Source organism: Streptomonospora nanhaiensis, assembly GCF_026642255.1.
In the GTDB taxonomy this organism is placed as follows: Bacteria; Actinomycetota; Actinomycetes; order Streptosporangiales; family Streptosporangiaceae; genus Nocardiopsis; species Nocardiopsis tropica.
In genome coordinates this window covers 4,282,066-4,306,854 of sequence record NZ_CP113264.1, presented here as the reverse complement: position 1 = coordinate 4,306,854, position 24,789 = coordinate 4,282,066, and the positions used below count along the sequence as shown (strand labels likewise).

At 72.7% G+C, this 24,789-nt stretch carries 23 protein-coding genes; 7 read left to right on the top strand and 16 right to left on the bottom strand.

Annotated features, from left to right (window positions below; all coding sequences use genetic code 11):
* Window positions 1–250 precede the first annotated feature (250 nt).
* Both OUQ99_RS18690 and OUQ99_RS18685 read right to left on the bottom strand, forming a co-directional pair.
* Entirely contained in the window at window positions 251–1,756 is a 1,506-nt protein-coding gene (locus OUQ99_RS18690) for a multicopper oxidase family protein (RefSeq protein ID WP_267945062.1), read from the bottom strand.
* Window positions 1,757–2,043: 287 nt separating this feature from the next.
* Window positions 2,044–3,276 carry an MFS transporter gene (locus OUQ99_RS18685; RefSeq protein WP_267945061.1) on the bottom strand — a complete coding sequence of 411 codons (1,233 nt, stop codon included), beginning with the start codon at window positions 3,274–3,276 and terminating at the stop codon, window positions 2,044–2,046.
* Window positions 3,277–3,396: 120 nt separating this feature from the next.
* Here OUQ99_RS18685 and OUQ99_RS18680 point away from each other — a divergent pair, with 120 nt between their 5' ends.
* Entirely contained in the window at window positions 3,397–3,954 is a 558-nt protein-coding gene (locus tag OUQ99_RS18680) for a helix-turn-helix domain-containing protein (RefSeq protein WP_267945060.1), read from the top strand.
* 34 nt (window positions 3,955–3,988) lie between these two features.
* Here the strand turns inward: OUQ99_RS18680 and OUQ99_RS18675 are convergent, their stop codons facing one another.
* Together OUQ99_RS18675 and OUQ99_RS18670 are read right to left on the bottom strand one after the other, a co-directional pair.
* Window positions 3,989–6,688 carry an AAA family ATPase gene (locus OUQ99_RS18675; protein WP_267945059.1) on the bottom strand — a complete coding sequence of 900 codons (2,700 nt, stop codon included), beginning with the start codon at window positions 6,686–6,688 and terminating at the stop codon, window positions 3,989–3,991.
* A gap of 184 nt (window positions 6,689–6,872) precedes the next feature.
* A complete protein-coding gene (locus OUQ99_RS18670; RefSeq protein ID WP_267945058.1) occupies window positions 6,873–7,610 on the bottom strand; it encodes an NADPH-dependent F420 reductase in 738 nt (245 codons plus the stop codon).
* Between the two features lie 152 nt (window positions 7,611–7,762).
* Here OUQ99_RS18670 and OUQ99_RS18665 point away from each other — a divergent pair, with 152 nt between their 5' ends.
* Window positions 7,763–8,611, top strand: a complete 849-nt coding sequence (locus OUQ99_RS18665) for a LysR family transcriptional regulator (protein ID WP_267945057.1) — start codon at window positions 7,763–7,765, stop codon at window positions 8,609–8,611.
* 225 nt (window positions 8,612–8,836) lie between these two features.
* Here the strand turns inward: OUQ99_RS18665 and OUQ99_RS18660 are convergent, their stop codons facing one another.
* Genes OUQ99_RS18660 through OUQ99_RS18650 form a run of 3 tightly spaced genes read right to left on the bottom strand, consistent with a single transcriptional unit; the run spans window position 8,837 to window position 11,489 of the window.
* Window positions 8,837–9,496 carry a response regulator gene (locus OUQ99_RS18660; protein WP_267945056.1) on the bottom strand — a complete coding sequence of 220 codons (660 nt, stop codon included), beginning with the start codon at window positions 9,494–9,496 and terminating at the stop codon, window positions 8,837–8,839.
* Complete coding sequence (locus tag OUQ99_RS18655; RefSeq protein WP_267945055.1) at window positions 9,493–10,656, bottom strand: sensor histidine kinase; 1,164 nt, start codon at window positions 10,654–10,656, stop codon at window positions 9,493–9,495. The genes OUQ99_RS18660 and OUQ99_RS18655 overlap by 4 nt, the downstream gene beginning before the upstream one ends.
* Window positions 10,653–11,489 (bottom strand): CPBP family intramembrane glutamic endopeptidase, encoded by an 837-nt coding sequence (locus OUQ99_RS18650; protein ID WP_267945054.1) that lies wholly within the window; start codon window positions 11,487–11,489, stop codon window positions 10,653–10,655. The genes OUQ99_RS18655 and OUQ99_RS18650 overlap by 4 nt, the downstream gene beginning before the upstream one ends.
* Before the next feature lie 457 nt (window positions 11,490–11,946).
* Between OUQ99_RS18650 and OUQ99_RS18645 the strand changes: the two genes are divergently transcribed.
* Window positions 11,947–12,204: a carboxypeptidase-like regulatory domain-containing protein gene (locus tag OUQ99_RS18645; RefSeq protein ID WP_267945053.1), complete on the top strand. Its 258-nt coding sequence runs from the start codon at window positions 11,947–11,949 to the stop codon at window positions 12,202–12,204.
* Window positions 12,205–12,526: 322 nt separating this feature from the next.
* Here OUQ99_RS18645 and OUQ99_RS18640 read toward each other — a convergent pair whose 3' ends face one another.
* On the bottom strand, window positions 12,527–13,525 hold the full coding sequence (locus tag OUQ99_RS18640) for a helix-turn-helix transcriptional regulator (protein WP_267945052.1): 999 nt from the start codon (window positions 13,523–13,525) through the stop codon (window positions 12,527–12,529).
* A 97-nt stretch (window positions 13,526–13,622) separates the two neighbouring features.
* Between OUQ99_RS18640 and OUQ99_RS18635 the strand changes: the two genes are divergently transcribed.
* Window positions 13,623–14,870 (top strand): FAD-dependent oxidoreductase, encoded by a 1,248-nt coding sequence (locus tag OUQ99_RS18635; protein WP_267945051.1) that lies wholly within the window; start codon window positions 13,623–13,625, stop codon window positions 14,868–14,870.
* A 208-nt stretch (window positions 14,871–15,078) separates the two neighbouring features.
* Here OUQ99_RS18635 and OUQ99_RS18630 read toward each other — a convergent pair whose 3' ends face one another.
* The gene (locus OUQ99_RS18630) at window positions 15,079–16,029 is read right to left on the bottom strand and encodes an NADP-dependent oxidoreductase (RefSeq protein WP_267945050.1); all 951 of its coding nucleotides are present in this window, start codon (window positions 16,027–16,029) and stop codon (window positions 15,079–15,081) included.
* A gap of 84 nt (window positions 16,030–16,113) precedes the next feature.
* Here OUQ99_RS18630 and OUQ99_RS18625 point away from each other — a divergent pair, with 84 nt between their 5' ends.
* Window positions 16,114–16,686 carry a TetR/AcrR family transcriptional regulator gene (locus OUQ99_RS18625; RefSeq protein WP_267945049.1) on the top strand — a complete coding sequence of 191 codons (573 nt, stop codon included), beginning with the start codon at window positions 16,114–16,116 and terminating at the stop codon, window positions 16,684–16,686.
* Window positions 16,687–16,943: 257 nt separating this feature from the next.
* On the opposite strand, the gene OUQ99_RS18620 is transcribed toward OUQ99_RS18625, so the two are convergent.
* The 6 genes from OUQ99_RS18620 to OUQ99_RS18595 form a co-directional block, all read right to left on the bottom strand.
* On the bottom strand, window positions 16,944–17,888 hold the full coding sequence (locus OUQ99_RS18620) for an alpha/beta hydrolase (protein ID WP_267945048.1): 945 nt from the start codon (window positions 17,886–17,888) through the stop codon (window positions 16,944–16,946).
* A gap of 496 nt (window positions 17,889–18,384) precedes the next feature.
* On the bottom strand, window positions 18,385–19,242 hold the full coding sequence (locus tag OUQ99_RS18615; protein WP_267945047.1) for a maleylpyruvate isomerase family mycothiol-dependent enzyme: 858 nt from the start codon (window positions 19,240–19,242) through the stop codon (window positions 18,385–18,387).
* Between the two features lie 355 nt (window positions 19,243–19,597).
* Window positions 19,598–19,987 (bottom strand): VOC family protein, encoded by a 390-nt coding sequence (locus tag OUQ99_RS18610; protein WP_267945046.1) that lies wholly within the window; start codon window positions 19,985–19,987, stop codon window positions 19,598–19,600.
* Window positions 19,984–20,346 (bottom strand): ArsR/SmtB family transcription factor, encoded by a 363-nt coding sequence (locus tag OUQ99_RS18605; RefSeq protein WP_267945045.1) that lies wholly within the window; start codon window positions 20,344–20,346, stop codon window positions 19,984–19,986. The genes OUQ99_RS18610 and OUQ99_RS18605 overlap by 4 nt, the downstream gene beginning before the upstream one ends.
* A complete protein-coding gene (locus tag OUQ99_RS18600; RefSeq protein ID WP_267945044.1) occupies window positions 20,333–20,767 on the bottom strand; it encodes an SRPBCC domain-containing protein in 435 nt (144 codons plus the stop codon). Before OUQ99_RS18600 ends, OUQ99_RS18605 begins: the two co-directional genes overlap by 14 nt.
* Before the next feature lie 314 nt (window positions 20,768–21,081).
* Window positions 21,082–21,711 (bottom strand): TetR/AcrR family transcriptional regulator, encoded by a 630-nt coding sequence (locus tag OUQ99_RS18595; RefSeq protein WP_267945043.1) that lies wholly within the window; start codon window positions 21,709–21,711, stop codon window positions 21,082–21,084.
* 70 nt (window positions 21,712–21,781) lie between these two features.
* On the opposite strand from OUQ99_RS18595, the gene OUQ99_RS18590 reads away from it, so the two are divergent.
* Both OUQ99_RS18590 and OUQ99_RS18585 read left to right on the top strand, forming a co-directional pair.
* The gene (locus tag OUQ99_RS18590; RefSeq protein ID WP_267945042.1) at window positions 21,782–22,654 is read left to right on the top strand and encodes a ketopantoate reductase family protein; all 873 of its coding nucleotides are present in this window, start codon (window positions 21,782–21,784) and stop codon (window positions 22,652–22,654) included.
* 738 nt (window positions 22,655–23,392) lie between these two features.
* On the top strand, window positions 23,393–23,806 hold the full coding sequence (locus tag OUQ99_RS18585) for a spore-associated protein A (RefSeq protein ID WP_267945041.1): 414 nt from the start codon (window positions 23,393–23,395) through the stop codon (window positions 23,804–23,806).
* Window positions 23,807–23,939: 133 nt separating this feature from the next.
* On the opposite strand, the gene OUQ99_RS18580 is transcribed toward OUQ99_RS18585, so the two are convergent.
* The gene (locus tag OUQ99_RS18580) at window positions 23,940–24,647 is read right to left on the bottom strand and encodes a hypothetical protein (protein WP_267945040.1); all 708 of its coding nucleotides are present in this window, start codon (window positions 24,645–24,647) and stop codon (window positions 23,940–23,942) included.
* Window positions 24,648–24,789: the final 142 nt, after the last annotated feature.

The window sequence follows — 24,789 nt, the reverse complement described above, 5'->3', positions numbered from 1 at the left end:
GAATTCCGAAAACCCGACCTGAAAAGGAATCACCGCTACCGCCGTCCGCCGACACCCGCCCGCGGCGCGGCCACGGGGTCGGGTGCGGCGACCCACCGGACTGCTGTGCGGCTCACCGCGGCTTCGGGAGAACCGGACCGTGTGCGGGTGCCGCACGCCTCGGGCGTCGGCGCGTGCGCGTACGGTTCCGCGGGCGCCCCTCCGGCGACGGGCCGGCCGCCCCGACGGCGGCCATCGCGCAGCGCGCCCCTCAGGCGTGGTCGTGCGCAGCCGGCACCGCGCCGACCTCCTCGCCCTCGCCCAGCACGACGAACTGGCCCATCATCCCGTCGTCCTCGTGCTGCAGCAGGTGGCAGTGGTACATGTACGGCATGTTCGGGTCGGTGTGGCCGCCGAAGCGCATCGCGAGCCGGTAGCGCCTGCCCTGGGCCACCATGACCGTGTCCTTCCAGCCCCGCAGGTGGGGCGGCGGGGTCTCGCCGTCGACCGTCAGGACCTGGAACTGGACGTCGTGGACGTGGAAGTTGTGCAGGTAGCCGTTGTCGTTGGTCACCTCCCACACCTCCACGGTGCCCTCGCGGACGCCGAAGTCGATGCGGTCCATCGCCATCGAGCGGTCGTTGATCCGGTCCGAGGCGAGCACGAAGGAGCGCTCCTGCGCCACCGCCTCGGCGGCCAGATCCGGCGCTGCGCCGAGCACCGCGGGGACCTCGGTGTCGTCGGACAGGGTGTCGGCGGCCCTGAACCGGCAGATGTCGAGCAGGTCCGCGAAGCCGTCGAGCCTCCCCGACGCCCCGCCGTACTCCGGTGAGGGGTAGGAGCGCAGGTCGACGGTCTCGCCGGGCTCGAAGGCCACGACGATCTCCGCCCGTTCACCCGGCGACAGGTGCAGGCGGTCGGTCTCCCACGGCTCGGCGAGCAGGCCGCCGTCGGTGGCCACGAGCGAGAAGGCCCGGTCGTCCGAGAAACCGAAGTTGTACAGGCGGGCGTTGGACCCGTTGAGCAGTCGCAGCCGCACGAGCCCGGTCGTGACGTCGAAGTACGGGCCCAGCGTGCCGTTGACGAGGATCTCGTCACCGATCACGCCCAGCGAGCCCGCCAGCGGGATCCTCTCCTCGAACTGGTTGTCCCGGTCGAACGCGCGGTCCTGGACGATCATCGGGATGTCGTCGACGCCGTACTCCGAGGGCAGGTTCAGCGCGTCGGTCGCGTCGTCGTCGACGATGAACAGCCCGGTCAGGCCCCGGTACGTGTGGTCTCCGGTCGCCCCGTGCACGTGGGGGTGGTACCAGAGCGTCGCCGCCTGCTGGTCGATCCTCCACCGCGGCTCCCACGTACCGCCGGGGGCGACGGTCTGGTGCGGTCCGCCGTCCATGGCCGCGGGCAGGTGCATGCCGTGCCAGTGGAGCGAGGTCTCCTGGTCCAGTTCGTTGCGCACCGCGAACGCGACCTCCTCGCCGCGGCGGGCGCGGACCGTGGGGCCGAGGTAGGCGCCGTTCACGCCCCAGGTGCGGGTGGCCGCCCCCTCCTTGAACGCCGTCTCGCCCGACCGGAGACCGAGCGTGAACACCCGGGACCCCGCCTCGCCGGGCGCGGACCCGGCCAGGGGAGGGACGGCCAGCGCCGAGTCGAAGCCGATCCTCCCGGCGGTGTCCCGCTTCGCGGCGGCGTAGTAGACGCCGAGGCCGCCCCCGGCGAGGGCGAACGCCCCGCCGATGCCGATACCGAGGACCTTGAGAGCTGTGCGACGTTCCATGGGACGAACATCCCGCGGAACGGGGCGCCCTCGCGTCGGCGATACCTACGTAGACGGTTCTCCCGGGGCCCCGGAGCCCCGGAGAAACAGGGCGCGGGCCGACGCGGCGCCGCTGCCCTCCTCCGGCTCTGGTGACCGTCGACGGAATGATGCTCCGACCCGCGAGCACACCGACACCTGCGTGGCCGCAGGCCCTGTCATCCCCGCGGCCGGCGACAACCGGCCCCCGGCGCGGAGCCGGTCGGCCGAAAGCCCGGCGGCCCGTGTCCGTCGGTGTCCCCGCGACCTCAGGCGATGGCATCCTCGCGGCCGTCGACGTGCGTCAGGGGCTGGGGCCGGCGTCCACGGCGGACCAGGACGGCGTGGAGCGCGGCCAGGCACGACGCGAGCAGCAGGAGCGCCGCACTGCCGAGGAGCGCGGTCGGCAACCCCTGGAGGGCGAGCAGGCCGCTGGTGGCGATGACGCCGAGCGAGTTCGCCGTGCGCAGGAGGGCGAACATCTCCGCACGGCGTCCGGGCGGTGCGAGTTCGTCGACGACCAGCGAGTAGAACGTCCCCAGGAGCGGCAGGAAGAACCCCAGGACCGCCGCTCCCGCGAGAGTCGGGGCGATGTGCCCTCCGGCGAGGATCACGCCGGAGGCCGCGGTGCTCATCACGAGGAAGAAGGCGACCTTCCAGCGCTCCGGCACGCGGTTGCGGAGGCTGACCCAGACGCCGCCGGTCACGGCGCCGACGCACAGGACCGAGGCGAACAGGAACGCCCAGCCCGGGGCGAGCCCGAAGGAGAGGGCGAACGACACGGCACCGACCTCGACGGCCGCGACCGCTGCGCCCCCCGCGGCCGCGCAGAACAGCCAGAGGAGCACCTCGGCGGGGACCCGCCCGCCCGTGCCGCCGGGCCGGCCGTCCTCCGGTCCGCGCGCCTGCGGAATCGGGGGAAGCAGGAGCATGGGCCCCACCCCGAGCACGGTGATCGCCGCCATCGCCCCGACGGGCGAGACCGCGCCGAGCAGGGACGCGAGCACGGGGGACAGCACGAAGTTGATCTCGTTGAGCGTCGCGGCCACGCCCAGTGCCCGGGGCAGCCCTCCCGGAGAGACCAGGTGGTTGAGGAGGAGCCGCTGGTAGCCGTAGGCGGCTCCGTTGACCAGGCCCGCGGCGACGACCGCGGCGACGAGGAACGCGAACGGGGCCCCCACGGCCGCCAGCACGGTGACCGCGGCGAGGGCGATCGTGCGCACGGCGATCAGGGCCCGAAGGTAGTGCACACTGTTGAACCGCCTGCCCAGGCGCGAGACGGGGACGGCGCCCAGGACCTGGGCCGTGGTCATGGCGAAGACCATCGTGGCGCCGGACTCGACCGAGCCGGTGAGGGGGAGTGCCACCAGGCCGAAGGCGATGGGCGCGGCGGCCTGCGGCACGCCGAGGGTGCCGTAGGCGAGCTGCCACCGTAGGATTCTGGCCCTGGCCTGCGGCGTACCCGTCTTCCGGGGCGGGGGAGTCACGTGCTTGCGGGTCATTCGCGCCTCTCAGCTTCGTCTGTGCACACGGCGGACGGGCCGGCCCGGCAACCGAACAAGCACGCGTGAGCATTATAGTGCTCACCTTGGATCCGTCCCGAGACACCGGCTGAGGAGCGCATGACCGAGCAGATCCGACCCGAGGTGGTCGTCCTCCTGGGCAACCGCATCCGTGCGGTACGGCAGGGCAAGGACCTGAGCGTGGTGAAGCTCGCCGAACTCAGCGGTGTGAGCCGGCGGATGCTCACGCAGATCGAACTGGGCCAGGCCAACCCGAGCATCGCGACGGTCGACAGGATCGCCTCCGCGCTGGGCACGACGTTCCCGGCGCTCGCCGGCGTGCTGGGGGAGGGCCCGCCCGAGGGGGTCGAGGTGTGGTCGACGCCGAACGGGAGTTGGGCGAGCCTCCTGCAGGCGGTCCAGACGAGCCAGGTGTTCGTCGAGATGTGGAAGTGGCATCTGGTCGGGGGCGACCGCTACCACGTCTCTCCCGCCGCGGGCGCACCCGAGACCATGGCCCACGTCCTCCAGGGCCAGCTCCTCGTCCGGTCCGGCTCGTCGGACCTGCGCGTCGACGCAGGGGGATCGGCGCGGATCGGGAACACCGCGGACCACACGTTCGAGGCGGGCACCGACGTCGCCGTCTTCCTCGGGGTGGTGACGATGCCCCGCCTGTGAGACGCCTTCTCCGCCCCGCGCGGAGGAACCGGCCCTACGCGGACGGGGACAGGTCGGGCAGGTCCTTGAGCTGTCGGCGGGAGGTGAGCCCCAGCTTGCGGAAGATGTTGCGCAGATGGGCGTCGACGGTGCGCGGGCTGATGAACAGCCGGGCCGCCACCTCGTTGGACGTCGCGCCGGTGGCGACCAGGCGGGCGATGTGGAGCTCCTGCATCGTGAGCCGGTCGCGGGTGTGCCCGGAGCGGCTGCGGGCCGTCTCTCCCGTGGCCCGCAGCTCGTCGGCGGCCCGCCGGGCGAACGCCTCCAGCCCCGCGCCGGAGAGCAGCGCGTGCGCCGTGCGCAGGTGCGGACGGCAGTCCCGGCGGCGCCCCTCGCGCCGCAGCCACTCCCCGTACAGGAGGTGGGCCCTGGCCCGGTAGGGGAGCAGCGGACTGTCCGCGAGGAGTTCGACGGCCTCCCGGTAGTCGTCCTCGGCGCCGCTCACCAGTCCCCGGACGTAGGCCGCCACGCCCAGGCCCGTCGCCGTCCCGCTCGCCCGGGTCCGTTCGGTCAGCGACGCCAGCGCCTCGGCCGCCGCTTCGCGCTCGCCGCACCGCACGGCGGCCTCCACCAGCTCGGGCAGGGAGAACCCGGCGATGAAGAGGTCCCCGTGGGCGACGGCCCGCCGGGCCTCGGCCAGCGCGGCCCGGTAGTCGGCCAGGCCGTTGTGCAGCACCGCCCCGGCCCAGTGGACGTTGGCGACCAGCTGCCCCACGCCCTGCGTCGCCGCCGCTGCCGTGGCGGTCCCGAACAGAGCGAACGCCTCCTCGCGGCGGCCGCGCATCGCCGCCAGCTGCAACCGGTGGTAGGTGATCGAGGGGGCGCCGGTCGCGTCGGCGATCGCCTCCTCCTCGGCGATCGCGGCCATCGCCCGGTCCAGGTCGCCCGCCAGCGCGGCGCCGGAGGCCGCCTGCGCCAGACCGAGGCGCAGCACGAGCGGCGACCCCGACTCGCGGCCGTTCTTCATCAGCCACTCGATGATCGTCGCGTGGGTGTGCGGGTCCCACAGCTCGGCCGCCAGCGTGACCGCGAGCGCCGGGTGCCGGGTCCACAGCGCCCCGCCGGCTCCGTCGAGGGCCTCGCGGACGAGGGGGACCGCCGCGCGGTGCCCCTGGGCGGCCAGCACGGTCAGCGCGTCCAGGGCGTCGGGCCCGTGCGGGGGCGGCGCGGAGTCCTGCGCCGCGGCCAGAACCGTGTCCATCACACCGCTCGCCCGGCCGACGAGCAGGCCCATCTCCAGCGCCTCCAGGTAGCTCTCACGGGACCGGGCGGGGTCCAGGGGCGCGAGCCGGCGCGCGGCGCGCAGCATGAACACCGGGCCGTCGCCGTCGCCCGGGCGCACGAAGGCGATCTGCCCCCGCAGCAGGTCGGCCTCGGCGTTCCGGAGCTCGTCCGGGCCCGAGCCGTCCACGGCCGTGAGCAGTCGCGCGGCCCGGTCGGCGTCGCCTGTGGAGAGCGCGGCCCGCGCCGCCGCGAGGGTCCGTCCGACCCGCCGGTCGGCGTCCAGCGTCAGCTCCGCCGCACGTTCGAGGAACGCCGCGGCGGCCACGGCCCCGCCACGGGCCTCGGCGCGCGACGCCGAGCGCTCCAGCTCGTCGGCGACGCCGTCGTCGGGTCCCGCGCTCGCCTGGGCGCGGTGCCAGGCGCGCCGGTCCGGGTCGACGACCGGGTCGGTGACCTCGGCGAGCGTGCGGTGGGCCAGCCGGCGCTCGTCCGCCTCCGCCGACCGGTAGACCGCCGTCCGGGCCAGCGGGTGGTAGAAGCGGATGCGGGTGCCGAACTCCACGAGCCCGGTGGCGGAGGCGGCGGCGCCGGCGGTCGGCAGGTCGATGCCCAGCCGCTGCGCGGCCGGCCACAGCAGCCCGGGGTCGCCCGTCGGGTCGGCGCTCGCGACCGTCAGCAGCCGCCGCGCCCCGGCGGACAGGCCGGCCAGCGCCTCCCGGAAGCCCAGCTCGACACGGGTCGTCACCGAGGACGCGTCCGGCGGCGCGAAACCGCCGGCCCTGGGCAGGGCGAGCAGTGCCAGGGGGTTCCCGCGCGCCTCGGCCACGATCCGCTCCCGGACCTGCTCGTCCAGCACCTCGTGGCTCAGCGACGCGAGCAGCGTCCGCGCGTCGGCGTCGGCCAGCCCCTCGACGGTCAGGCCCGGCAGGTCGTCCAGCTCCCCGGCCGGGCAGGGCAGCCGCACCCCGAACACCAGGGCGACCGGCTCGGCGGCGACCCGGCGCGCGAGGAAGGCCAGGACCCTGGTCGAGGCCGAGTCCAGCCACTGGGCGTCCTCGACCAGGCACAGCAGCGGGCGCTCCCGCGCCGCGGCCGCCAGCAGCCCCAGGGCCGCCAGTCCGACACGGAACACGTCCGGGGTTCCCGTCGCCGTCCCGAACGCGGCCAGGAGGGGCTCGCGGTGCTGGGCGGGCAGCTGGTCGAGGTGTCCCAGCACCGGCAGGCACAGCTGGTGCAGGGCGGCGAACGGCAGTTCCGCCTCGTACTGGGACCCGGACACGTGGACGACCCGGAACCCGGAGGCGGCGTCGCGGGCGTGGTCCAGCAGGGCGCTCTTGCCGATGCCCGCCTCGCCGCGCAGGACCAGTGCTCCGCCCCGGCCCGCCCGTGCGGACCCGGTCAGCTCCTCGATGCGGTCGCTCTCGTGCCGCCGGCCGACGAGGGGGCCGCGAGGGGGAGCTGGCGTTCGCATGGCACGTACGTTACCAAGGGTGCGAATCCGGCCGAGTCGGTCGGAACGTCGCTCTCCCGGCGGGCGCGGCGCGCGGCGGCCGGGACGCTGCGGCAGCCGGGCCCGCCCCCTGCCGTAGCGCCCGCAGGGGAGCCGCGGAGAGGGCGGGCGGACGCCCGGCCGCGTCGCCGGGGCGGATCACCCGCTAGGACATCCGGAAACCCGCGGGCCCCCGCACTGTGTCGGCGAGCTCCTCGATCCGGGCGGCGGACACGGGCACACCGGGCGCCTGCTGGACCCAGGCCACGAATTCCCCGGGAGTGAGGCCGGACGGCGGTCGTCCCACGTACGGGAGGGCGTACAACGGGGTGTTGGGTTCGCTGCGCCAGCTGTCGGCCAGTGTGCCGAGGTCCACCGCGTCGAAGCCCAGGACGTCCAGCAGGTCGGCCACCTCCTCCTTGGCGTCCGGGGCGTCGCCGGAAAGCGGCACCGCGGTGCGGTCGGGGGCCCCGGCCGGGCGGAACAGCTCCAACAACTGCTTGGGGCCGATGTTGTGCAACGCCTTCACCACCCGGGCATCCGCGAGGTGGCGCTGCACCAGTTCGCTGGAGGTCAGCTCGTCGCTGTCGAGTTCCGGCACTGCGAAGCCGGGATGCGGCGCGTAGTTCATCGGGTCGATCACGGTCTTGCCGGCGAGCTCCGCCCGGGGCAGCCGCTCGTGGGCGGCCAGCGGCACGGAGGCGATGACCAGGTCACCGGCGCTCGCCGCTTCGGCCGGGGCGGCCGCGCGGGCCCGCCGGCCGAGCTCCGCGACGGTACCGGCCAGCGTCTCGGGGCCGCGTGAGTTGCTCAGGACGACGTTCAGGCCGGCGTCGACGGCGCGGCGGGCGGCCCCGAGGCCGACCATGCCGGTGCCGATGACGCCGAGGGTTGTGGTGCTCACTCTGTTCTCCGTTCGCGTCTCCCGCGCGTCGCGGCCTCCAGCGGACAGGAGGACCGCTCCGGCGGGCTCGTACCCATCACAGCGGGAGCGGGCTACGCGAACAATGACCACAAACGCCCGGCAGCGATCACATCGTGTGATAGATCAGGCAGATGGAACTGAGGGCGCTGCAGTACTTCGTGACCGTCGCCGAGGAGCTGCACTTCGGGCGTGCGGCGCAACGGCTGGGCATCGTGCAGCCGGCGGTGAGCCAGCAGGTCGCCCGGCTCGAACGCGAGCTCGGAGCGGGCCTGCTCGACCGCACCTCACGCCGGGTACGGCTCACCCCGGCGGGCGAACGGGTGCTCGCCGAGGCCCGTAGGACCCTCGCCGCGGCGGCCCGCGTGCGGGTGGTCGCCGCAGAACCGGCGGCCGTCCTGCGGATCGGGGTCGCGTCCTGCGTCACCCGGCGGCTCGACCGGGCGCTGGGCCGACTCGGCGAGGGCGAACGCCCCGCCGAGCCGAAACTGGTCGACCTGCCGGTGGCCGCGCGACTCGACGCCGTCCGCGACGGCGAGCTGGACCTCGCACTGGTGCGGGGAGCGTTCACCTCCGCGGCGATGACGGTCGTGCGCGCCTGGTCCGAGCCGCTGCACGCAGTGCTCGCGCGTGAGCACCCCGCCGCCCGCAAGCCCGCGGTCAGCCTGCACGACCTCGATCCGCACGGCCTGCGGGTTCCCGCCCGCGCCGGTGACCCGCCGATGCACGACGCGATCCTCGCCGCCCTGCCCGTGGCCCCGCTGCGGCCGCCTGCCGGGGACGTGCTCAACGTGCTGTTCGAGGTGGGCCGGGACCCCGGGGGCTGGACGCTGATGCCGGCCGAGCAGTTCGACGGGGCCCGCTCCGAGCGGCTGCTCCAGGTGCCGCTCGACCCGCCGGTGACCGTCGACGGCCACGTCGTCACCTCACCGGCCACCCCGGAGCCGTGCGTGGCGTCGTACGTGGCCGCGTTCGCGGATTGAACCCCCGCCCAGGGTGGGCAGGTCGTGTCGGAAAGGCGCGGCCGCGTCCCGCCCCGAGCCGGCGGCGACACGCTGAGCTCGCCCGCCCGGACCGGCCGCCGGTCGCGGATCTCCGCCGCCCGGGAAGAAGCCGGCCGGGCCGGGGCGGCCCCGGCCCGGGCCTGCCGGGGGCCGGGAACCTCCGCCCGCACCCGCCCTGCCCGTGCGCCGGAGCCCGACGCCGGCTCAGGTGACCAGCCCGTGCCGGTAGGCGTAGACCACCGCCTGGACCCGGTCGCGCAGGCCGAGCTTGGCCAGGATCCGCGAGACGAACGTCTTCACCGTCTCCTGGCTGATGAACAGGGCCGCGGCGATCTCACCGTTGGACAGCCCGTCGGCGATCAGGCGCAGGACCTCCAGCTCGCGCGGGGTCAGCGGCACATCGGCCGGCTCGGCCCGGGAGGGCCGGATCCGGGTGGCGAACCTGCCGACCAGCCGGCGGGTGACGTCGGGGTCCAGCAGCGCCGCCCCGGTGGCCACGGTCCGGATCCCGTGCAGCAGCTGGGCCGGGGGCGCGTCCTTGAGCAGGAACCCGCTGGCGCCCGCGCGCAGCGCCTCGTAGACGTACTCGTCGAGGTTGAACGTCGTGACCACGAGGACCTTGACGGGGTGTTCCACCCCTGCTCCGGCCAGGCGCCGCGTGGCCCCGATGCCGTCGAGCACGGGCATGCGCACGTCCATCACCACGACGTCGGGGCGCAGCCGTTCGGCGAGTTCGACCGCGGCCCTGCCGTCCCCGCACTCGCCGACGGTCTCCAGGTCGGGCTGGGCGTCGATGATGGTGACCAGCCCGGTGCGGATCAGCACCTGGTCGTCGCAGACCAGGACCCGGATCGGCACGCTCATGCCCGGCCGCCCGCCGGGGCGCGGGCGGGGATGCGCGCGTCCACGGTGAACCCCCCGTCCTCGCGCGGCCCCGCGGTGAACTCGCCGCCCAGGACCTCGACGCGTTCGCGCAGGCCGACCAGGCCGCGCCCGCCGCCCCCGGGCGGGACGCCGGAAGCCCCGGAGCGGTCGGTGGTGACGTTCACGGTGATCTCCTCGGGGCGGTGGCGCACGCGGACGGTGGTGGGGCTGCCGTGCGCGTACTTGAGGGCGTTGGTCAGGGACTCCTGCACGACACGGTGCGCGACGAGGTCGGCGCTGCCGCGCGAGGCGGCCGGGGCGCCCTCCTCGGTGAACTCCACCGGCTGCCCGGCCCTGCGGGTGCGCTCCACCACGGACAGCAGCCCTTCGTCGGACCCGGGGACAGGGGCGGAGTGGTCGGGGTCGAGGACGTCGAGCAGGTGGCGCATGTCGGTGATGGCCCGCCGACCGGTGTCGGTGACCGCGGTCAGGGTCTCGTCCAGCCGCTCGGGCGCGGCCGTCAGGTAGCGGGCCGCCTCGGCCTGCACGACCATCGCGGTCACGTGGTGGGTCACGACGTCGTGAAGCTCGCGGGCGATGCGGGTGCGTTCGGCGGTGCGGGTGGCCTCGGCGACGAAGCGGCGGCGTTCGGCCTCGGCGGCCCTGGTGGACCGCAGCCACGCCCCGGTCCCCCAGGAGAAGGCCAGCGTCGCGTAGAAGACCAGGTAGGAGGGAAAGGACTCACCCGCGCCGACCTGGGCCACCGCGACCGCCAGCACCACGTAGGCGGCCGAGCCCACCACCACGGCGGTGGGCCGGTGCCGGTGGAGGTGGGCGCCGGCGCTCAACACTGCGATGGGCAACGCGGTGCCCGCGACCAGGTGGTAGCCGCTCAGCTGGTCGAGGGCGAAGCCGCAGGCCACCACGGCCAGGGACAGGGCCGGCCACCGGCGCCGCACGGCCAGGGGCAGGCACTGCAGGGCTGCCGCGAGCAGTCCCAGGGCGTCGAAGGGGCGGTCCGCCACGCCGCCGAAATCGGTCCCGTAGCCGTGCGTCGACGGGACGAGGGAGACGGAGAGGATCAGCAGGGCCAGGGGCAGGTCCTGGAGGGAGACGTCGAGCCGCCGCCACAGGTGGGAGAGCCGCTGGAGCGAGGTCACCGGGGAGGTGCGGCGGTGGTGGCGGGCCGCGCGTCACGCCGGCGGACGGGGACGATCCGGCCGCGGCGGCGGGCGATCCACATGAACACCACGGTGGCGATGACGCAGAACACCACGGAGTAGATGCTGCCCTCGGGGCCGAACCCGCCGCCGGTGATCAGGGTGTGGCCGGACATGGTGGCGTCCAGCAGCCCCGGGGGTGTGCCGTTGCCCGAGACCTCGGTGCCGAAGAGGGCGGACCCGGCGATGTTCCAGCCGAAGTGCAGGCCGATGGGCAGCCACAGGCTGCGGGTGGCGATGTAGGCGGCGGTGAGCATGCCGCCGGCCTCGATGGCGATGGCGATGGCGCCCCACAGGGTGGCGTGCGGGTTGGCCATGTGCACGAGGCCGAAGGCCAGGCCGGTCAGTCCGAGGGAGATCCAGGTGCCGGCGCGCTCCTCGATGATGCGGAACAGCACACCGCGCCACATCAGCTCCTCGGTCACCGCGGCGGCGCCCATGAAGCCGACCAGGCCCAGGGCGCTCATCGGGGAGCCCAGACCGTGGACCTGGTAGCCGCCGAGGAACGTGATGTTGGCGATGACCAGGGCGAACAGGCCGACCCCGAGGAGGGTGCCCCAGCTGGTGGCGGCGGTGGCGCCCTTCCAGGCCAGCTCGGTCACCTCGCGCTTCTCGGTGCGGCGCACCACCCACCGGTAGACGAACACCGAGATCACGACGGTGAGGAGGCCCAGGGCCAGGGTGAGCCAGGGGTTGTCCTGGACCGCGAAGGCTGCCTGTCCGCCGAGGAAGGCGACCGCGGCGACGGCCAGGAGCTGCCAGAGAAGTCTCATGGGGGTCTTTCATGACATCGGTGCGGCAGGGGAGCCGCGACTGGTGAGAACGCTACTGACCGGGGCGGGGCGAAGTCGTCACCATGGGGTGGACACCTGCGTGTAGCTCTTCCGGGGGACACGGGCCGGCGGAGTACCCCGGCCCGGCCGTCGGGAACGCGGGCAGGGGATGATGAACCGGGCTGCCCGGACCACTCCGGAGCGGTACCGCCTCGGGCCCGTGGCAGCAGACCTGCCCGATGGCGGAAGCCATAACACGGGCCGGTGCCGTAACCGGAGCCGGTTTGCTTCCGTGGTCCGGACCCGGCTTCTTTCGAGAAAGAGGGTGGCGTGGATGGCCAGTATCCGCCTGCGGGGATCAGGCGTTGTATCCACGGTTCTCCTGGCCTCTTCGTGCGCTCTTCCCTGGACAATGGTCAGCAATGACGACCCCGGTCGAAGTCCTGGGGAAACCGGGATGACGGCCATCACAGGCACGGTGTACGACTCCTCGGGTCAGCCGGTCGAAGGTGTGAACATCCAATGGTCGTCGAACGAGGACCCGCCCGTGTCCTCGCACGAGAGGGGTTCACGCACCATCGACGACGGAAGCTACCGACTCGTCCTGCACCGGGGCAGCTGGGACGTCCACGGGACGAAGGACGGAACGGGGACCGAGGTGGAAACAGTGGTTCTCGGGGCAGACGACGCCGTCGTCGACCTGCACTTCCCCTGACGGCAATTCACCACCTGGACGATGGCCCCGGCACAGGTATTAGACCGGCGGAGCAAGAGCCCACACGAGACGAACGCCAGGGGAGGGCCTTGCAGGTCTCGTGGTCCATGAAGGAACTGATGTCCATGTTGGCGAGCTCCAGGTTGACCACCATGATCCCAGCGCGATCGGTACGGACCAGCAGCGTGCCGGGCACACGCGGGCCGTCGCCGGTCCGGCGGAGGGGCAGAGAGGGTCGCGTCACAGAGGGCCTCGCGTCGGGTGGTGCGTGGTGGCCCCGTTTCTCCAGGCCGGGACCGACAGACGCCGCCCCGGCCCGCCTCTACGCGGTCGGCCCCGTGGCGGCGGACCACCGTTCGGCGAGGCGGTGGCAGGCACCGACCAGCTCCTCAGGGGTCACCTCGGTGATCCCGGTGTCGAAGGTGGAGAGGATCCCGGCGACGCCCGCCCACGACCACGCTCCGAGCGTGAGCCGGCAGTGGTCGGCGTCCAGGTGCTGGATGACCGACCCGCCGGGCGCCCAGCGGGCGACGACGTGGGCGGGCAGGTCGAGGCGCGCGGTTCCCATGCACGGCCAGGCGGTGGGGACGTCGCCCCGGTCGTGGCTGGTCATGACGAACCGGGCGACGTCGCCCCCGGGGAGGGCGCGGTCGGTGAAGGGCTGCGTCGTCGGGCGGGGGACCAGCCGGTCCACACGGTGGATGCGCCAGGCCTCCTCCGCGAGGTCGTAGGCGACCAGGTACCAGCGTGCGGCCCACACCACCAGGTGATGCGGCTCCACGCGCCGGGCGGGTACGAAGTCCCCGTCCCCGGGCAGGGCCCGTGTCCCGTCGGCGCGCAGGGTCTGGACGGTGAGCACGTGCCGGTGGCGTACCGCCCCGCCGACCGCGGTGAGCGCGTCCGGGGCGACGGGCGGAGTGGGGAACTCCCAGTAGTTCTGCAACCTGGTCAGGTGCAGGGCCTCCATGGACGCCCGCACGCGGGCCGGCATCACCTGGGTGAGCGTGTCCAGTGCCCTGGCCGCGTCCTCGGCCAGGCCGAACACCGTGCTCGGGGCGGTCTGCAGGGCCACCGAGACCGCGAGCGCCTGATCGTCGTCGAACAGCAGCGGGGGGAGGGTGTGCCCGGAGCCGAGCCGGTACCCCCCGTCGGGCCCGCGGACGGTGGTGATCGGGTAGTCGAGCCCGCGCAGGGTCTCGATGTCTCGCCGTGCCGTGCGTTCGCTGACGCCGAGCCGGGACGCGAGCTCGCCCAGCGGCCACTGGCGCCGAGCCATGAGCAGGGAGAGCAGCCGCAGCGCCCGCCGTGAAGTATCCGCCACCACCCCATTATGGGCAGTGGTGGACATTCGGTGGCCACTACATGCCCCATCCTCCAGCATGACCGGGACGATCCCGGAACGGAGAAGGAGCGGGAACATGGTGCGTGTCGTCGTTGTCGGTGGCGGAATCGGTGGACTCGCGTTGGGGGCCGGGCTGCGCCGCCGCGGGATCGAGGTGGCGGTGTTCGACCGCGACACCGACGTCGCGGCCACGGGCGGATACCACATCACACTCGACCAGCGGGCCCAGACGGCGCTGCGGGAGCTGCTCCCGCCGGAGGTCTTCGAGCGGCTGCTGGCGTCGTCCTCCGCGCTGCGGCTGCGCGACCGCGACGCGTTCTGGGACCGGCGCGGCCGACTGCTGGGACACGGCCCGGACCTCGGCGCCGACCCGAGTGCGGACATCGACCGCATCACCCTGCGCACACTGCTCGCCGAAGCGGTCGGCGACGACCTCCACCTGGGCCGGACGGCGACCGGGGTCGGCCACGACGACCACGGGACGCCGCGCGTGGAGTTCGCCGACGCCGCACCCGCCACCGGCGACCTGCTGGTCGGAGCGGACGGCACCCACTCCCTGGTGGCCCGGCACCTGGCCGGTGGCCCCACGAACACCCCGGCGGGCATCATCGGCTTCTCCGGCCGGACACCGCTGCCCTCACTGAGCCGGAGCGAGCGGGAACGGCTGGGACCGCGATCGGGCCTGGCGCTCGGCGGCCACGGCGCCGCACTCTACGTGGGCTACCTCGACCCCGTCGGCAACGCCGCCCTGGACAGGCCCGAACTGTGCATGGCGCTCACCACGGGCCCCACCTACATCTGGGGGGCCATGCTCCCCGAGTCCTCCGCCACCGACGCCCTGCGCGGCCTGCACGGCGAAGCACTGCGGGCGGCGCTGATCGCCCGGTTCGCCGAGCTGGGCTGGAGCGAGCACGTGCTCGAGGTCCTCGACCGGGCCGACCCCCACACCGTGGCCGCGTTCCGCTTCAACGCCGCGTCACCACGGGCACGGGAGCTCGCACCGTGGCCCGCCGGCCGGATCACGGCGCTGGGGGACGCGGTCCACGCCACCCCGCCGACCGCCGGAATGGGGGCCGGCGCCGCCGTCCGCGACGCGGCCGACCTGGTCGAGAACCTTGGCGGGGCCGGAGCCGACCCCGCCGCGCTCACCGCGGCCGTCGACCGGTTCGAGGCGGCCATGCGCCTGCGGGGCAGCGAGGTCATCACCCGGGGGATGATGACCGTCCGCTGGATCCTGGCCACCGACACCGTGCTCGGCGCGGCCGCCACCACCCTCACCACCCCGCTCCTGGCCGCCGCCACCCGGCTGCTCCACCGCCGCTGAGCCCCGGCCGGCGCGTACCCCTTCTCCGTTCTCCACCTCTCCCAGCCGTGAACCGCATCCCACCCACGCCATCGAGGACTTGACGCTGCAGCAACCAAAACGGGGGTCGAGGAGGATTACCACAGGATTTGGTCACGTGTTGACGAGCACAGGGATGTCAGTACTCGCCCTCCGGATCCGTCTACCAGGCTGACGGTGCGCTCACAGCTCACAGGACGAGTATGAGCTTGCCGCCGGGTCGGCGGGACTGGCTGAGTTCGGCCGCTTTCTGGATCTGGTCGAGCGTGTAGGTGCGGGCGACCGGTACGACCAAGATGCCTTCGCCGGCGAGCCGGGCGAACTCGTCCATCTGGTCATAACGGATCTCGGTGGTGATCCGGACGCCCAGCTCGGCCGCGGCGGCGAAGTCCGAGACGGTGAGGACACGGTCGGGATCCCCGGTCAGCTCGATCAAGGTCGGTAGTGAGCCGCCGGCCGGGCTGGGCTGGTCGGCACGGTCGATCCGACCGCCGGTCGGCGCCGTGTCCAGGGCGCGGTCGACGGGGCCTCCGGTCAGTGCGCTGACGCGTTCGGCCATGCCCTCGCCGTAGGCGGTCACCTGGGCGCCGATCTCTTCCAGGGCGGCAGCCCGGGTCGGCCCGGCGGTGGCGATCACCCGGATACCCCGGTGCAGCGCGAAGCGCACCGCCGCCTCACCCACGGTAGTGCCCGCGCCGTGGACGAGCAGCAGCTCACCCGCCTGGACGCCGAGGTCGTCGAGCGCGCGCCACGCCGTCTCGGCCGCCATCGGCAGCGCGGCGGCCTGCTCGGCAGTGACGCCTTCGGGGATGCGTGCCCAGGCCGGCATCAGCGCGTACTCGGCGGCGCCGGCCGTCGGGCCGTGGAAGGTGGCCGGGCCGAACACGCGGTCGCCGATCCGGACGCCGGTGACGCCCTCACCGAGCGCGTCGACGGTGCCCGCGATCTCGAGGCCGAGCCCTCGCGGCAGTGGCGGCAGATGGTCGGCGAGGAGACCGTCGACGAGGTGCCAGTCGGCCGGTGCCAGGCCGCACGCCCGCACGGCGATCCGGATCTGGCCGGGTCCCGGCTCCGGCTGCGGGACGTCGCGGAGCGCGATCACGTCCGGGGATCCGAACCGGTCGAACTGAAGAGCCTTCATGACGATCTCCTATGTGATGACAGCATCTGTTGTCATCGATCTTAGTGTCACGACGACAGCCTCTGCTGTCATATCCTGGTGGGCATGCCGAGATGGGAGCCAGACGCACAGGGCCGGCTCAAGCGCGCGGCGCTCGAGCTGTTCGAGGCGCAAGGTTTCGAGCGCACCTCGGTCGCACAGATCGCGCGCACCGCCGGCCTGACCGAGCGCTCCTTCTACCGCTATTTCCCCGACAAACGGGAAGTCCTCTTCGCCGGCGACGAACTCCAGACCCATCTCGTCGCCCAGGTCGAAGCGGCCGACCCGGGCCTCACGCCGATCGAGGCGCTGCTGACCGCTCTGGGGACCGCCGACGAGATCTTCCGCCCGCGCGAGTTCCTGCTGCGCCGCGTCAGGGTGATCGCCGCCAGCCCGGCGCTTGCCGAGCGCGATCTGATCAAGCTCGCCGACATCGCCGACGCGCTGGTGCGGGCGCTCGAACACCGCGGCGTCGAGCCCGGCAAAGCACGCTTCATCATCGACGTGGCGATAGCGGTCGCCCGGCGCGCAACGTCCCGCTGGCTGGCCGACCCGGACGCGACCCTCTCCGAGCTCGTCGCCCAGACCGCCGACGAACTGCGTGAGGCGGTCGCGCCGCCGGCCCCGACGGTCGGCTGAGTCTGCCGCACGGGCTCGTGTTCGGCTCGTCGTGGCCGATGCCGGACACACCCCGGGACACCCTCCTCGCGTGGTGCCGCACTCGCGGACAGGGTCGTCGGGCGGCGGTCGCCGGAGGTGCGGGGACAGTGGATCGGCTGATGGATCCGGTGTCGAGCCGGGCCCCGCGTCGTGGCGGGGACCTGCCCTCAGGTGCGGGTGCAACAGCTTGACCGCACGCGCCGGTCCCGCGACCCCGACCCGGTCCGCTCCTTCGATCAGCGGGGACGTCGGAAGGCCGAGCCCAGGTGCTCGCCCATCAGGGAGATGGCGGCGCGGGCGGGTCCGGCCGGCCGGTGGTAGAGGAATCCGTGGTCGACGCCCTCGAACACGCGGTGCACGACCTCGACGCCCGCGCGTTCGAGGGCGCCCGCGAACCGGTCCGCCTCGTCCCTGAGGGTGTCGTGCTCGGCGGTGATGACCAGGGTCGGGGGAAGCCGGTCGAGTGCCGGGTGCAGTGCGGGTGAGACCAGCGGGAGGCTGGTGTCCGCTCCGGCGAAGTAGGTGTTCATGACGAGGTCCATCAACGCCTTTCCGACGACGGGCCGTGACCGGGGCGACGTCCGCTGCGCGTTCGGCAGCGTCAGGTCGACCGGGGCGAACTCCACGGACAGGGCCGCCGGGGAGGGGTCTTCGCGCTCGATGGCCGTCAGGGCAACGCCCAGGGAGAGGTGCCCGCCGGCGCTGGGCCCGCCGACGGAGACCCGGTTGCCGTCCCAGCAGTGGGCCGCGCCGCTGCCGCGGACCCAGAGGTAGGCGTCGTAGCACTCCTGCTCGGCCACCGGATGGCAGACCTGGGGGGCGGCACGGTAATCGGGCATGACGACGTAGCAGCCCAGTTCGGAGGCGAGATAGCGCGCGACGTTGCCTTCACCGAGCGGATAGCGGGTGATGAACCCCCCGCCGTGGATCAGCATGTGCACCGGAGGGCTGCGACCGTCGGCGAGCTGTGACTCGATGTCCTCGGAGGTGGGGCTGAAGACCAGGGCGCCGATATCGCCGTGGCGGGTCGGGATCCGCACGGTCGCAGGCGCGGCGATCGGCTTGGTCGCGAACTCCACCTCCGGCGGGAGCAGCAGAAAGCGGTTCATCGCGGGGTAGGTCAGTTGGAGCGCCCGTGCGGCGAGTGCGTGCCGCCAGGAGATACGGGGGTCCCTCTTCATGCGCTTGGTCCTGTCGGGTAGCAAGGGGGGCAGTGGGGGAGAGCCCGCGCCGACGGAACTGCCTCCACAGGTGTGGGTCCGCCTGGACGAGCACGGACGTCTCCGCGCGGAGACGTCCTGGGCAACGGGTCGGGAAAACAGCGACGCGCACTCAAGGGTAGGCCGGTCTTCCTTGCCGTGGAGGGCGGTCTCGGTGACCCGGCCGGCGTCCTGGGAATTCGAGGTGCTCAGGAAGAGCCGCGGTTCGACACCGGTGTTCCAGCCCGCCCCGGTAGCCGAAACAGAGTTCGCGGGTCAGGGCCGGCGGGGCGCGCCGCCCCGTGTGCACACAGGTCGGCACGTGCCGCCACACCGCGGCGCCTCCTCCCTCCCGCCTCCGCCGAGGAGGGTCGGGAGGCCGGGGCGGTGGGGAGGGCATCGACCACGGGCGGCCGTCACCGGCGCGGGCCAGGTCCTGCCGGTATCGGATCACCGCCTCCTGGCGGGGGCCGGGGCGTCAGTGGATGATGGAGACGATCCGGCAGGCGGCCCCGGCCAGGTGGGGGTCGCCCTCGACGCGGGCGCGGGCCAGGGCGGTGCCCGGCTCGATGCCGCGGGTGCAGAGCCGCCAGGCGGTCTCGGCGTCCAGGCGGAGGGTCGAGTCCGGGTGCCGGACGCCGGGCTCGGCCAGGGACCAGCGGTCCCCGGTGGCCGTGGCGGTCCAGAGGCCGCCGGCCGGGCCTTCGACGCTCACCCGGACCTGCGTTCCCACCGGTGCGTCGACCTCGCGCAGGGTGTGGGGCAGGGCCCGCATGAAGGTGTCCAGGACCAGCGCCAGGGACCTGGGGTCGGGGTCGGTCTCCTGGCCGGCGGCGTGGCGGATCTGCTGGCGGTGGGTCCAGAACTCGGTGAGATCGCGGGCGCTGTCCAGCCACAGGGGCGCCGGGTCGGCACCGGCCCAGGACACCCCCGTCGACGGAGCGTCCGGGTCCGCCGTCTCGAAGAAGCGGACGACCTGCTGGCCGATCAGCCCCAGGGTGTCCGTGAGCGCGGCCGGGCTCACCCGGCGGTGGGCGTCCACCCATTCCTGGTTGATGCGGTGGATGAACGCCTCCAGCGTCTCGCCCGCGGCGAAGGAGGGCCCCTCCGGGTGGCCGTCGCGACCGCGGGCGAGCCGTCCGTAGCAGTCGCCGAGAAGGTGCGCGGCGAGATCGCGCACGGTCCATCCCGGCACCGCCTCCTCACGCCAGTCGGCGGGTGCCAGCCCCCGCAGCGTGGCCATCAGCGCGGTGTGCTCAGGGGCGAAGAGGGGGCGGGCGTCGATCGGGGCGCCGAGCCAGGAGTGGTCCGGCAGGCCGCTGGGCTGGGAGGTCATGGCCGTAGCCTGTCACGCGCAGGGCCGTTCCTCCATCGGATATCCCGCCTTCGCGCTGCCCCGGGAGACGTCGGGTCCCGATGGGGCCGGTGAGGATCACGACGGGGGTGGCGGTGGCCCTTCGGCCGCTCACCGGTCGGTGGTGAGCCCTTCCAGAGCACGGGTCTCGCACGCCTGGGGCGGCCGGAGGAGGAGCGAGGTGGCGCCGTGCCGGTGTCCGATTTACCTAAACCTCGCACGTGATGAGTGTGCTCGCCCGCCGCAGCGCAGATGGCCGGTTTCGGTTGAAGAGGCTCCAGCCTGAGGAGCGGTAATGGCCTACGGCACCTAGGGCAAGGGCTCCTTCCTCGACCCCCTACTGCACCTCGTCGGAGAGCCGGACGATGTGCGGGATGCCCACCGGGCTGCTGATCCAGTGGGCATCCAGGCCGGAGGGGAGCGGTTCCAGTTCGTCTTGGACCGCGATACCGTGCGCGGCCAGGTGTCGGGTCGCGAGGCCGACATCGTCGGTGAACAGCTCCAGCCACAGGTCGGCTCGCGCGTAGTTATCGACGCGGTCGAACCACAGCTTGACCGGACCGAACCGCACTGATGCGCTCCGGGCAACGCCGTTCGCGACGGCCTCGCTGCTCTCATCGGTGACCTCCATCCCCAAAATGTCGCGATAGAAGGCGATGGTGCGGTCGAACTGGGCCTTGGGCAGCTTCATGGCGATGTTGTGGCCGCCGCTAAACGTCGGGGTCATGTCCCATTCCTTCTGTGGTCGTCGAGGTGGTCGCGCAGTGCACCCAGGTGTCCGTCCCAGTCGCGCGCCATCGCGGCGAGAAACGACTGGGCAACGGCGACCGGCCTGGTCTGCAACCGGAAGCGGATCCGGCGCCGTTCCCCGGTCTCCGCTCGGACCAGCCCGGCATCGGACAGCAGGGCGAGGTGTTTAGCGATCGCCTGGCGTGAGATGGGGAGCCGCTCGGCCAGATCGGTCGCCGTCGCCGGGCCGCGCGCGGCGAGTTCGGCGAGGATGCCGCGCCGCGTCGGGTCGGCCAGTGCGGTGAAGACCGCCTGGGCGGTTGACTCGGTATCGGTCTCAGGGTCAGGACGCGGCATCGAGATACTCGGCCAACTCGGTCAGCTCCGTACGCCAGCCCGTGGTGTGGTCCTCGTAGGCGATGGCCAGGTCCTCCGGCATCCGGGCGAAGCCGGTCTCACGCACCGTCAACCGCGTGCCCGTGCCGGTGGACTCCAATGTGAACTCGACCCGGGTCCGGCGCGGGTCACCCGTCGGCAGTCCGTCGATCGCCCACGTGTAGGCGAACCGGCGGGGCGGCTCGACGACCTGGATCGCGAGGGTGTGCCCGTCCTGCTGGTTCCACCACACGCGTGCCTCGCCACCGGGGCGCAGGTCGTTGATTTCCGCGCGGGAGCCGAACCAGCCGCCGAGTCCTTCGGCGGTGGTCAATGCTGCCCATACTTTCTCGGGTGGATGGGCGAGTTCGAGCACACGCTCGATGCTGTCGGGGATGGACACCGCAACCTCCATTGCAACACTTCGGTTGCCATGCAACTTATCACAACCAATAGGTTGCGATACAGGTGTCGACGCAGGGGACTCGTCGCCCGCAGGGGCGGTTTCCGGCCCTCGCTTAGTGACCCTTATTGGCAGGTCGGCAACCCAGGTCGGCTGGTTCGGGCACAAGGCAGCCCCCGCGCAAGGCCACGTTGCACGGGGACGTCGTGGTCGGTCCGTGGCCATCGGCGGGGTCTGCCGCCAACGGCCGCGGCAATCCCCGCCACCCCGGAGCGCTCCCGATGGCGGCGATCGGCCGCGGCCGTTCCGGGGTGTCAGGTCCTCGTCGGTGGTGCGCTCAGCGCCGCGGTCAGGAAAGTGATCGCCCAGTGCCGGGCTGCCTCGCCCGCTACCGGGGACGGGCAGGTCGGGGAGCTCTGCTGGTAGACCTCGACGCGGTCCACGGCCGTCACAGCGAGGATCCCCCGCATCCGGAACCGCAGTTCCTCCGGGGAAAGGTCGGGCAGTGCGCGCCCGAAGGCCGCCAGGTAGCGCTCGCGGACCGTGTCCTCGGCCGGGCCGGTCCAGCTGCGCACCTCCTCGGCCGGGTCGCCGAGGATCGTCACGATCAGCCGGGATGTCCGGGCGCCGCCCTCGTCGCCGGCCTGCATCTCGTCGAACAGCGGCCCCGTGAAGGCCTCCACCAGATCGGCGACCGCAGGGTCGGGAGTCCTGGCGAGCAGCCGGTCGAGCCCGGCGCACTGTGCGGCGTTGATGGGCTCGACCACCCGGCGGGCGACCGCGGACATGAGTTCCGCCTTCGACCCGAAGTGGTATCCGACGGCGGCCAGGTTCGCTCCGGCGAGGTCGGTGATCGCGCGGACCGAGGTGCCGCGGTAACCGCGTTCGGCGAAGAGGTGTTCGGCCGCGTCGAGGAGCTGGGTGCGGGTGTCAGGTGACGCCATGTCTGCGTACACTACAGACGTTTGATTCAAACGAACGTTTGATTGAAATGAGCATACGGAGAAGATCGCCATGAAACTGCTCGTGTACGGCGCCGGGGTTCTCGGCAGCCTGTTCGCCGTCCGTCTGCATGAGGCGGGGCACGACGTCGCGCTCCTGGCCCGGGGCGAGCGCCTGGCCGCCCTGCGCCGACACGGCGTGCAGCTCGCCGAGGAGGACAGCCCGGCCGTCAGGCGGGTACCGGTGCCCGTGGTCGAGCACCCGGACGGCGGGTACGACCTGACCGCGGTCCTGGTCCGCGCCCATCAGGTGGACGCGGTGCTGGGGTCGCTCGCCGGTCTCGAAGGCGACGTGCTGTTCCTGCACAACTGGGCGGGCGGCCCGGAGCCGCTGGGCTCGGTGATCGGCCACGAGCGGGTGCTGCTCGGCTTCGGCACGGACGGCGGCATGATGGACGGCGACGTGGTCCGCCACCGCGCGGACAGCTTCATCACCCGCCGGGTGGCGATGCCGATCGGTGAACCCGACGGCCGGACCACCCCGCGACTCGAACGGATCGTGCGGACGTTCCGCACCGCCGGGATCAACGCCAGGGCCGAGCCGAGGATGGACGCCTGGCTCAAGACGCATGCCGCGTTCGCGATGCCGCTCGAGCAGGCGGTGTACGCGGCGGGCGGCCCGGCGGCGCTGGCCGACGATCCGGACGCGGTCCGCGGCATGCTCCGCCTCATACGGCAGAACCTGGCCGCCATGCCGACGCCGCCGGTCCCTCGCGGGTTCTCTGCGTTGCGGTCCCTGCCGGAAGGACTGCTCGTGGCCGTGCTGCGGCGCTTCCTGCGAAGCCCGGCGGCCGTGTACAGCGGACTCAGCAACGCCTCACCCGCGACGGCGGCCGAACTCGCGCGGCTGGCCGAACAGATCCGCGCCCATGCGAAAGACCGGTAGGCGGCCGCGTCTTCTCGGCCGGATCCCACGTGGGCGGAGAGTGAACCGAGTGCGATGGAAAGGGGCGATGGGGCAACGGTCCTCGGGTCAGAAGGTAGACCGATCCAGCTGGGCGGAGTGGTCCAGTGATCCAGGGTGGTTCGTCCAGATATCAAACGGTTCTGACCGCCGGTCATGCTCTTCTTCGTGCGGTCGGAATGCACGTGGATCCCACCGGAAGCGATCAGGTGACACCCCTTCTGCTCCAGGAGGGGGCGTTGAGGTGGCGAGGGTTCCTGCTCGGGTGTTCCCTCACCTCTGGTTCGGGCAGCGCCGCGCCTGCCCGTTGATCCCGTACACCGTCGACTCTGGGGCGGAGGCATCGGGTAGAGCTTCGCGCTCCCGGCGGCGGGCGCTAACGCGGCTCCAGTTCTCCCAGGTGATGCGCTCCAGCCATAAAGTGTCCGCGTTGGGGCGATGAGGAGGGAACAGGGCGAAAATTCGCGCGGTCCACCGAACCTCGGACGGAGGCCCCTTGCCCCCTGGTCGACAACCGCCTGGTCGCTCGTGTGCCCGAGAACGCCTGTGGGACAGGCGTTCTGTGAATAGGTGCAGGATGCCTCGGTGGCGGGTGGTCCCTGCTTTCTCCGGGCCGCGGTTGCTCACCTCATGACCGCAAATGGTCACACACTGTTGCAGAAGGGAGAAACTCCCTACGCTTTCGAGCGTCCTCACCCCCTGGATGAACGGATCTTATTCGTGCGATTGCTCAAGAAGAGCCTCGCCACCGCCGTCGCGACGCTCGCGCTCGTCGCGAGTGGAGCCTTCACCGCAGCCCCGGCCTCCGCGGCCGGCTACAACGGTGCCTGCGGGGCGGGCTACGGCGTCGTCAACGCCGCTCAGGTGCCGAACAACCTGGGCACGGTCTTCCTGACCTACAACAACTCCAACGGCTACAACTGCGCGGTCACCATCCGGAACAACCCGGGCCCCTCCGTCCGCATGGACGTGTGGCTGCGCAGGGCCGGAGACCCGCCCTCACTCCAGCAGGACATGGGCGTGTACATCAGCTACGCCGGACCGGTGTACGTGTACGGGCGTGGTTCCTGCATGCAATGGGGAGGCTCCATCGACGGCAATGAGGTCAACCCGATCTCCCTCCCCTGCAACTGAGGCGCGCGGTGCGGGCCCGTTCTCCCTGATGTGGTGTCGGGGCAGTTCTCGGCTCCACCGGCAGATCCTCTCCTGGGGGCTGTGCCTCCGACGGTGCGCTCGAAGGGGGAGATATCGGCGGGCGGGACGGCGATCAGTCCCCGCCGTCTCCTCCGTCGCCCCCGTCACCGGAGCCGCCGCTGTAGCCCGCGCCGCCGCTGCGGTCGATGCCGTGCTTGCGCTTGTACTCCCGCCACTCCCGCTGCTGCCGGTTCCACACCTGCCTGCTCATCCCCTTGGGGCGCCGAGGAGTGTTCTGGTCCTCCCCGCCCACGAGGACCATGAACCCGAGTGTCACGACGATCGTCACGACTATGGCCACCAGGGTCAGCAGGCCCTCGAGAAACGCGCCGACCGCGCCGACCACGTCGCCGACCACCTCCCGGGCGCCTGGATGGGTGAGGGCCCCGACCAGGGCCAGGAAGGCGGCCCCGGCGGCAGCCCACATCGCAATGGTCAGGAGGTCGCGGATGCGGTTCCGGTGGCGGGCCCCGTCCAGGTGGTCGGTCGCCCAGACGCACCCGGCGCAGACGAGCACGTACACGGCCAGTATCGCCAGGAAGCCCTTCGTGCCGGTGCTCTCCGGCTGCGCGTGCGCGTGCGCGTGCGCGAGCAGGATCAGGGTCATGGCCGCGCTGCCGCCGGAGGACGTCGCCGCCACCTGCGTGAGTGTGTCGTCGCGGTCCTTGAGGCGCTTCTCCTCGGAGGCGCTGACCATCTTGCTGTAGGAGCCGACCACGACCCACAGCAGCCAGGCGGACGCGAGCGCGCACCCGGCCACGATCAGCAACATCACAGGCATAGCGGCCCTCCGCGGAGTGACGGTGGTCCGCTCCTTACCCGGTCCCATCCCGCCGACGACTGACGGCGGTGGCCGGATCAGGACACCGGCCCACCCCGTGCCGGGGCCGTCCTCAGCGGTCCACGCTCACGGGCGGGCGGCT

What these genes read in the sequence shown, in the direction of transcription:
- OUQ99_RS18690 (WP_267945062.1), bottom strand. Translation starts at nt 1,756, where the DNA reads ATGGAACGTCGCACAGCTCTCAAGGTCCTCGGTATCGGCATCGGCGGG.
- OUQ99_RS18685 (WP_267945061.1), bottom strand. Translation starts at nt 3,276, where the DNA reads ATGACCCGCAAGCACGTGACTCCCCCGCCCCGGAAGACGGGTACGCCG.
- OUQ99_RS18680 (WP_267945060.1), top strand. Translation starts at nt 3,397, where the DNA reads ATGACCGAGCAGATCCGACCCGAGGTGGTCGTCCTCCTGGGCAACCGC.
- OUQ99_RS18675 (WP_267945059.1), bottom strand. Translation starts at nt 6,688, where the DNA reads ATGCGAACGCCAGCTCCCCCTCGCGGCCCCCTCGTCGGCCGGCGGCAC.
- OUQ99_RS18665 (WP_267945057.1), top strand. Translation starts at nt 7,763, where the DNA reads ATGGAACTGAGGGCGCTGCAGTACTTCGTGACCGTCGCCGAGGAGCTG.
- OUQ99_RS18660 (WP_267945056.1), bottom strand. Translation starts at nt 9,496, where the DNA reads ATGAGCGTGCCGATCCGGGTCCTGGTCTGCGACGACCAGGTGCTGATC.
- OUQ99_RS18650 (WP_267945054.1), bottom strand. Translation starts at nt 11,489, where the DNA reads ATGAGACTTCTCTGGCAGCTCCTGGCCGTCGCCGCGGTCGCCTTCCTC.
- OUQ99_RS18645 (WP_267945053.1), top strand. Translation starts at nt 11,947, where the DNA reads ATGACGGCCATCACAGGCACGGTGTACGACTCCTCGGGTCAGCCGGTC.
- OUQ99_RS18635 (WP_267945051.1), top strand. Translation starts at nt 13,623, where the DNA reads ATGGTGCGTGTCGTCGTTGTCGGTGGCGGAATCGGTGGACTCGCGTTG.
- OUQ99_RS18630 (WP_267945050.1), bottom strand. Translation starts at nt 16,029, where the DNA reads ATGAAGGCTCTTCAGTTCGACCGGTTCGGATCCCCGGACGTGATCGCG.
- OUQ99_RS18625 (WP_267945049.1), top strand. Translation starts at nt 16,114, where the DNA reads ATGCCGAGATGGGAGCCAGACGCACAGGGCCGGCTCAAGCGCGCGGCG.
- OUQ99_RS18620 (WP_267945048.1), bottom strand. Translation starts at nt 17,888, where the DNA reads ATGAAGAGGGACCCCCGTATCTCCTGGCGGCACGCACTCGCCGCACGG.
- OUQ99_RS18615 (WP_267945047.1), bottom strand. Translation starts at nt 19,242, where the DNA reads ATGACCTCCCAGCCCAGCGGCCTGCCGGACCACTCCTGGCTCGGCGCC.
- OUQ99_RS18610 (WP_267945046.1), bottom strand. Translation starts at nt 19,987, where the DNA reads ATGACCCCGACGTTTAGCGGCGGCCACAACATCGCCATGAAGCTGCCC.
- OUQ99_RS18605 (WP_267945045.1), bottom strand. Translation starts at nt 20,346, where the DNA reads ATGCCGCGTCCTGACCCTGAGACCGATACCGAGTCAACCGCCCAGGCG.
- OUQ99_RS18595 (WP_267945043.1), bottom strand. Translation starts at nt 21,711, where the DNA reads ATGGCGTCACCTGACACCCGCACCCAGCTCCTCGACGCGGCCGAACAC.
- OUQ99_RS18590 (WP_267945042.1), top strand. Translation starts at nt 21,782, where the DNA reads ATGAAACTGCTCGTGTACGGCGCCGGGGTTCTCGGCAGCCTGTTCGCC.
- OUQ99_RS18580 (WP_267945040.1), bottom strand. Translation starts at nt 24,647, where the DNA reads ATGCCTGTGATGTTGCTGATCGTGGCCGGGTGCGCGCTCGCGTCCGCC.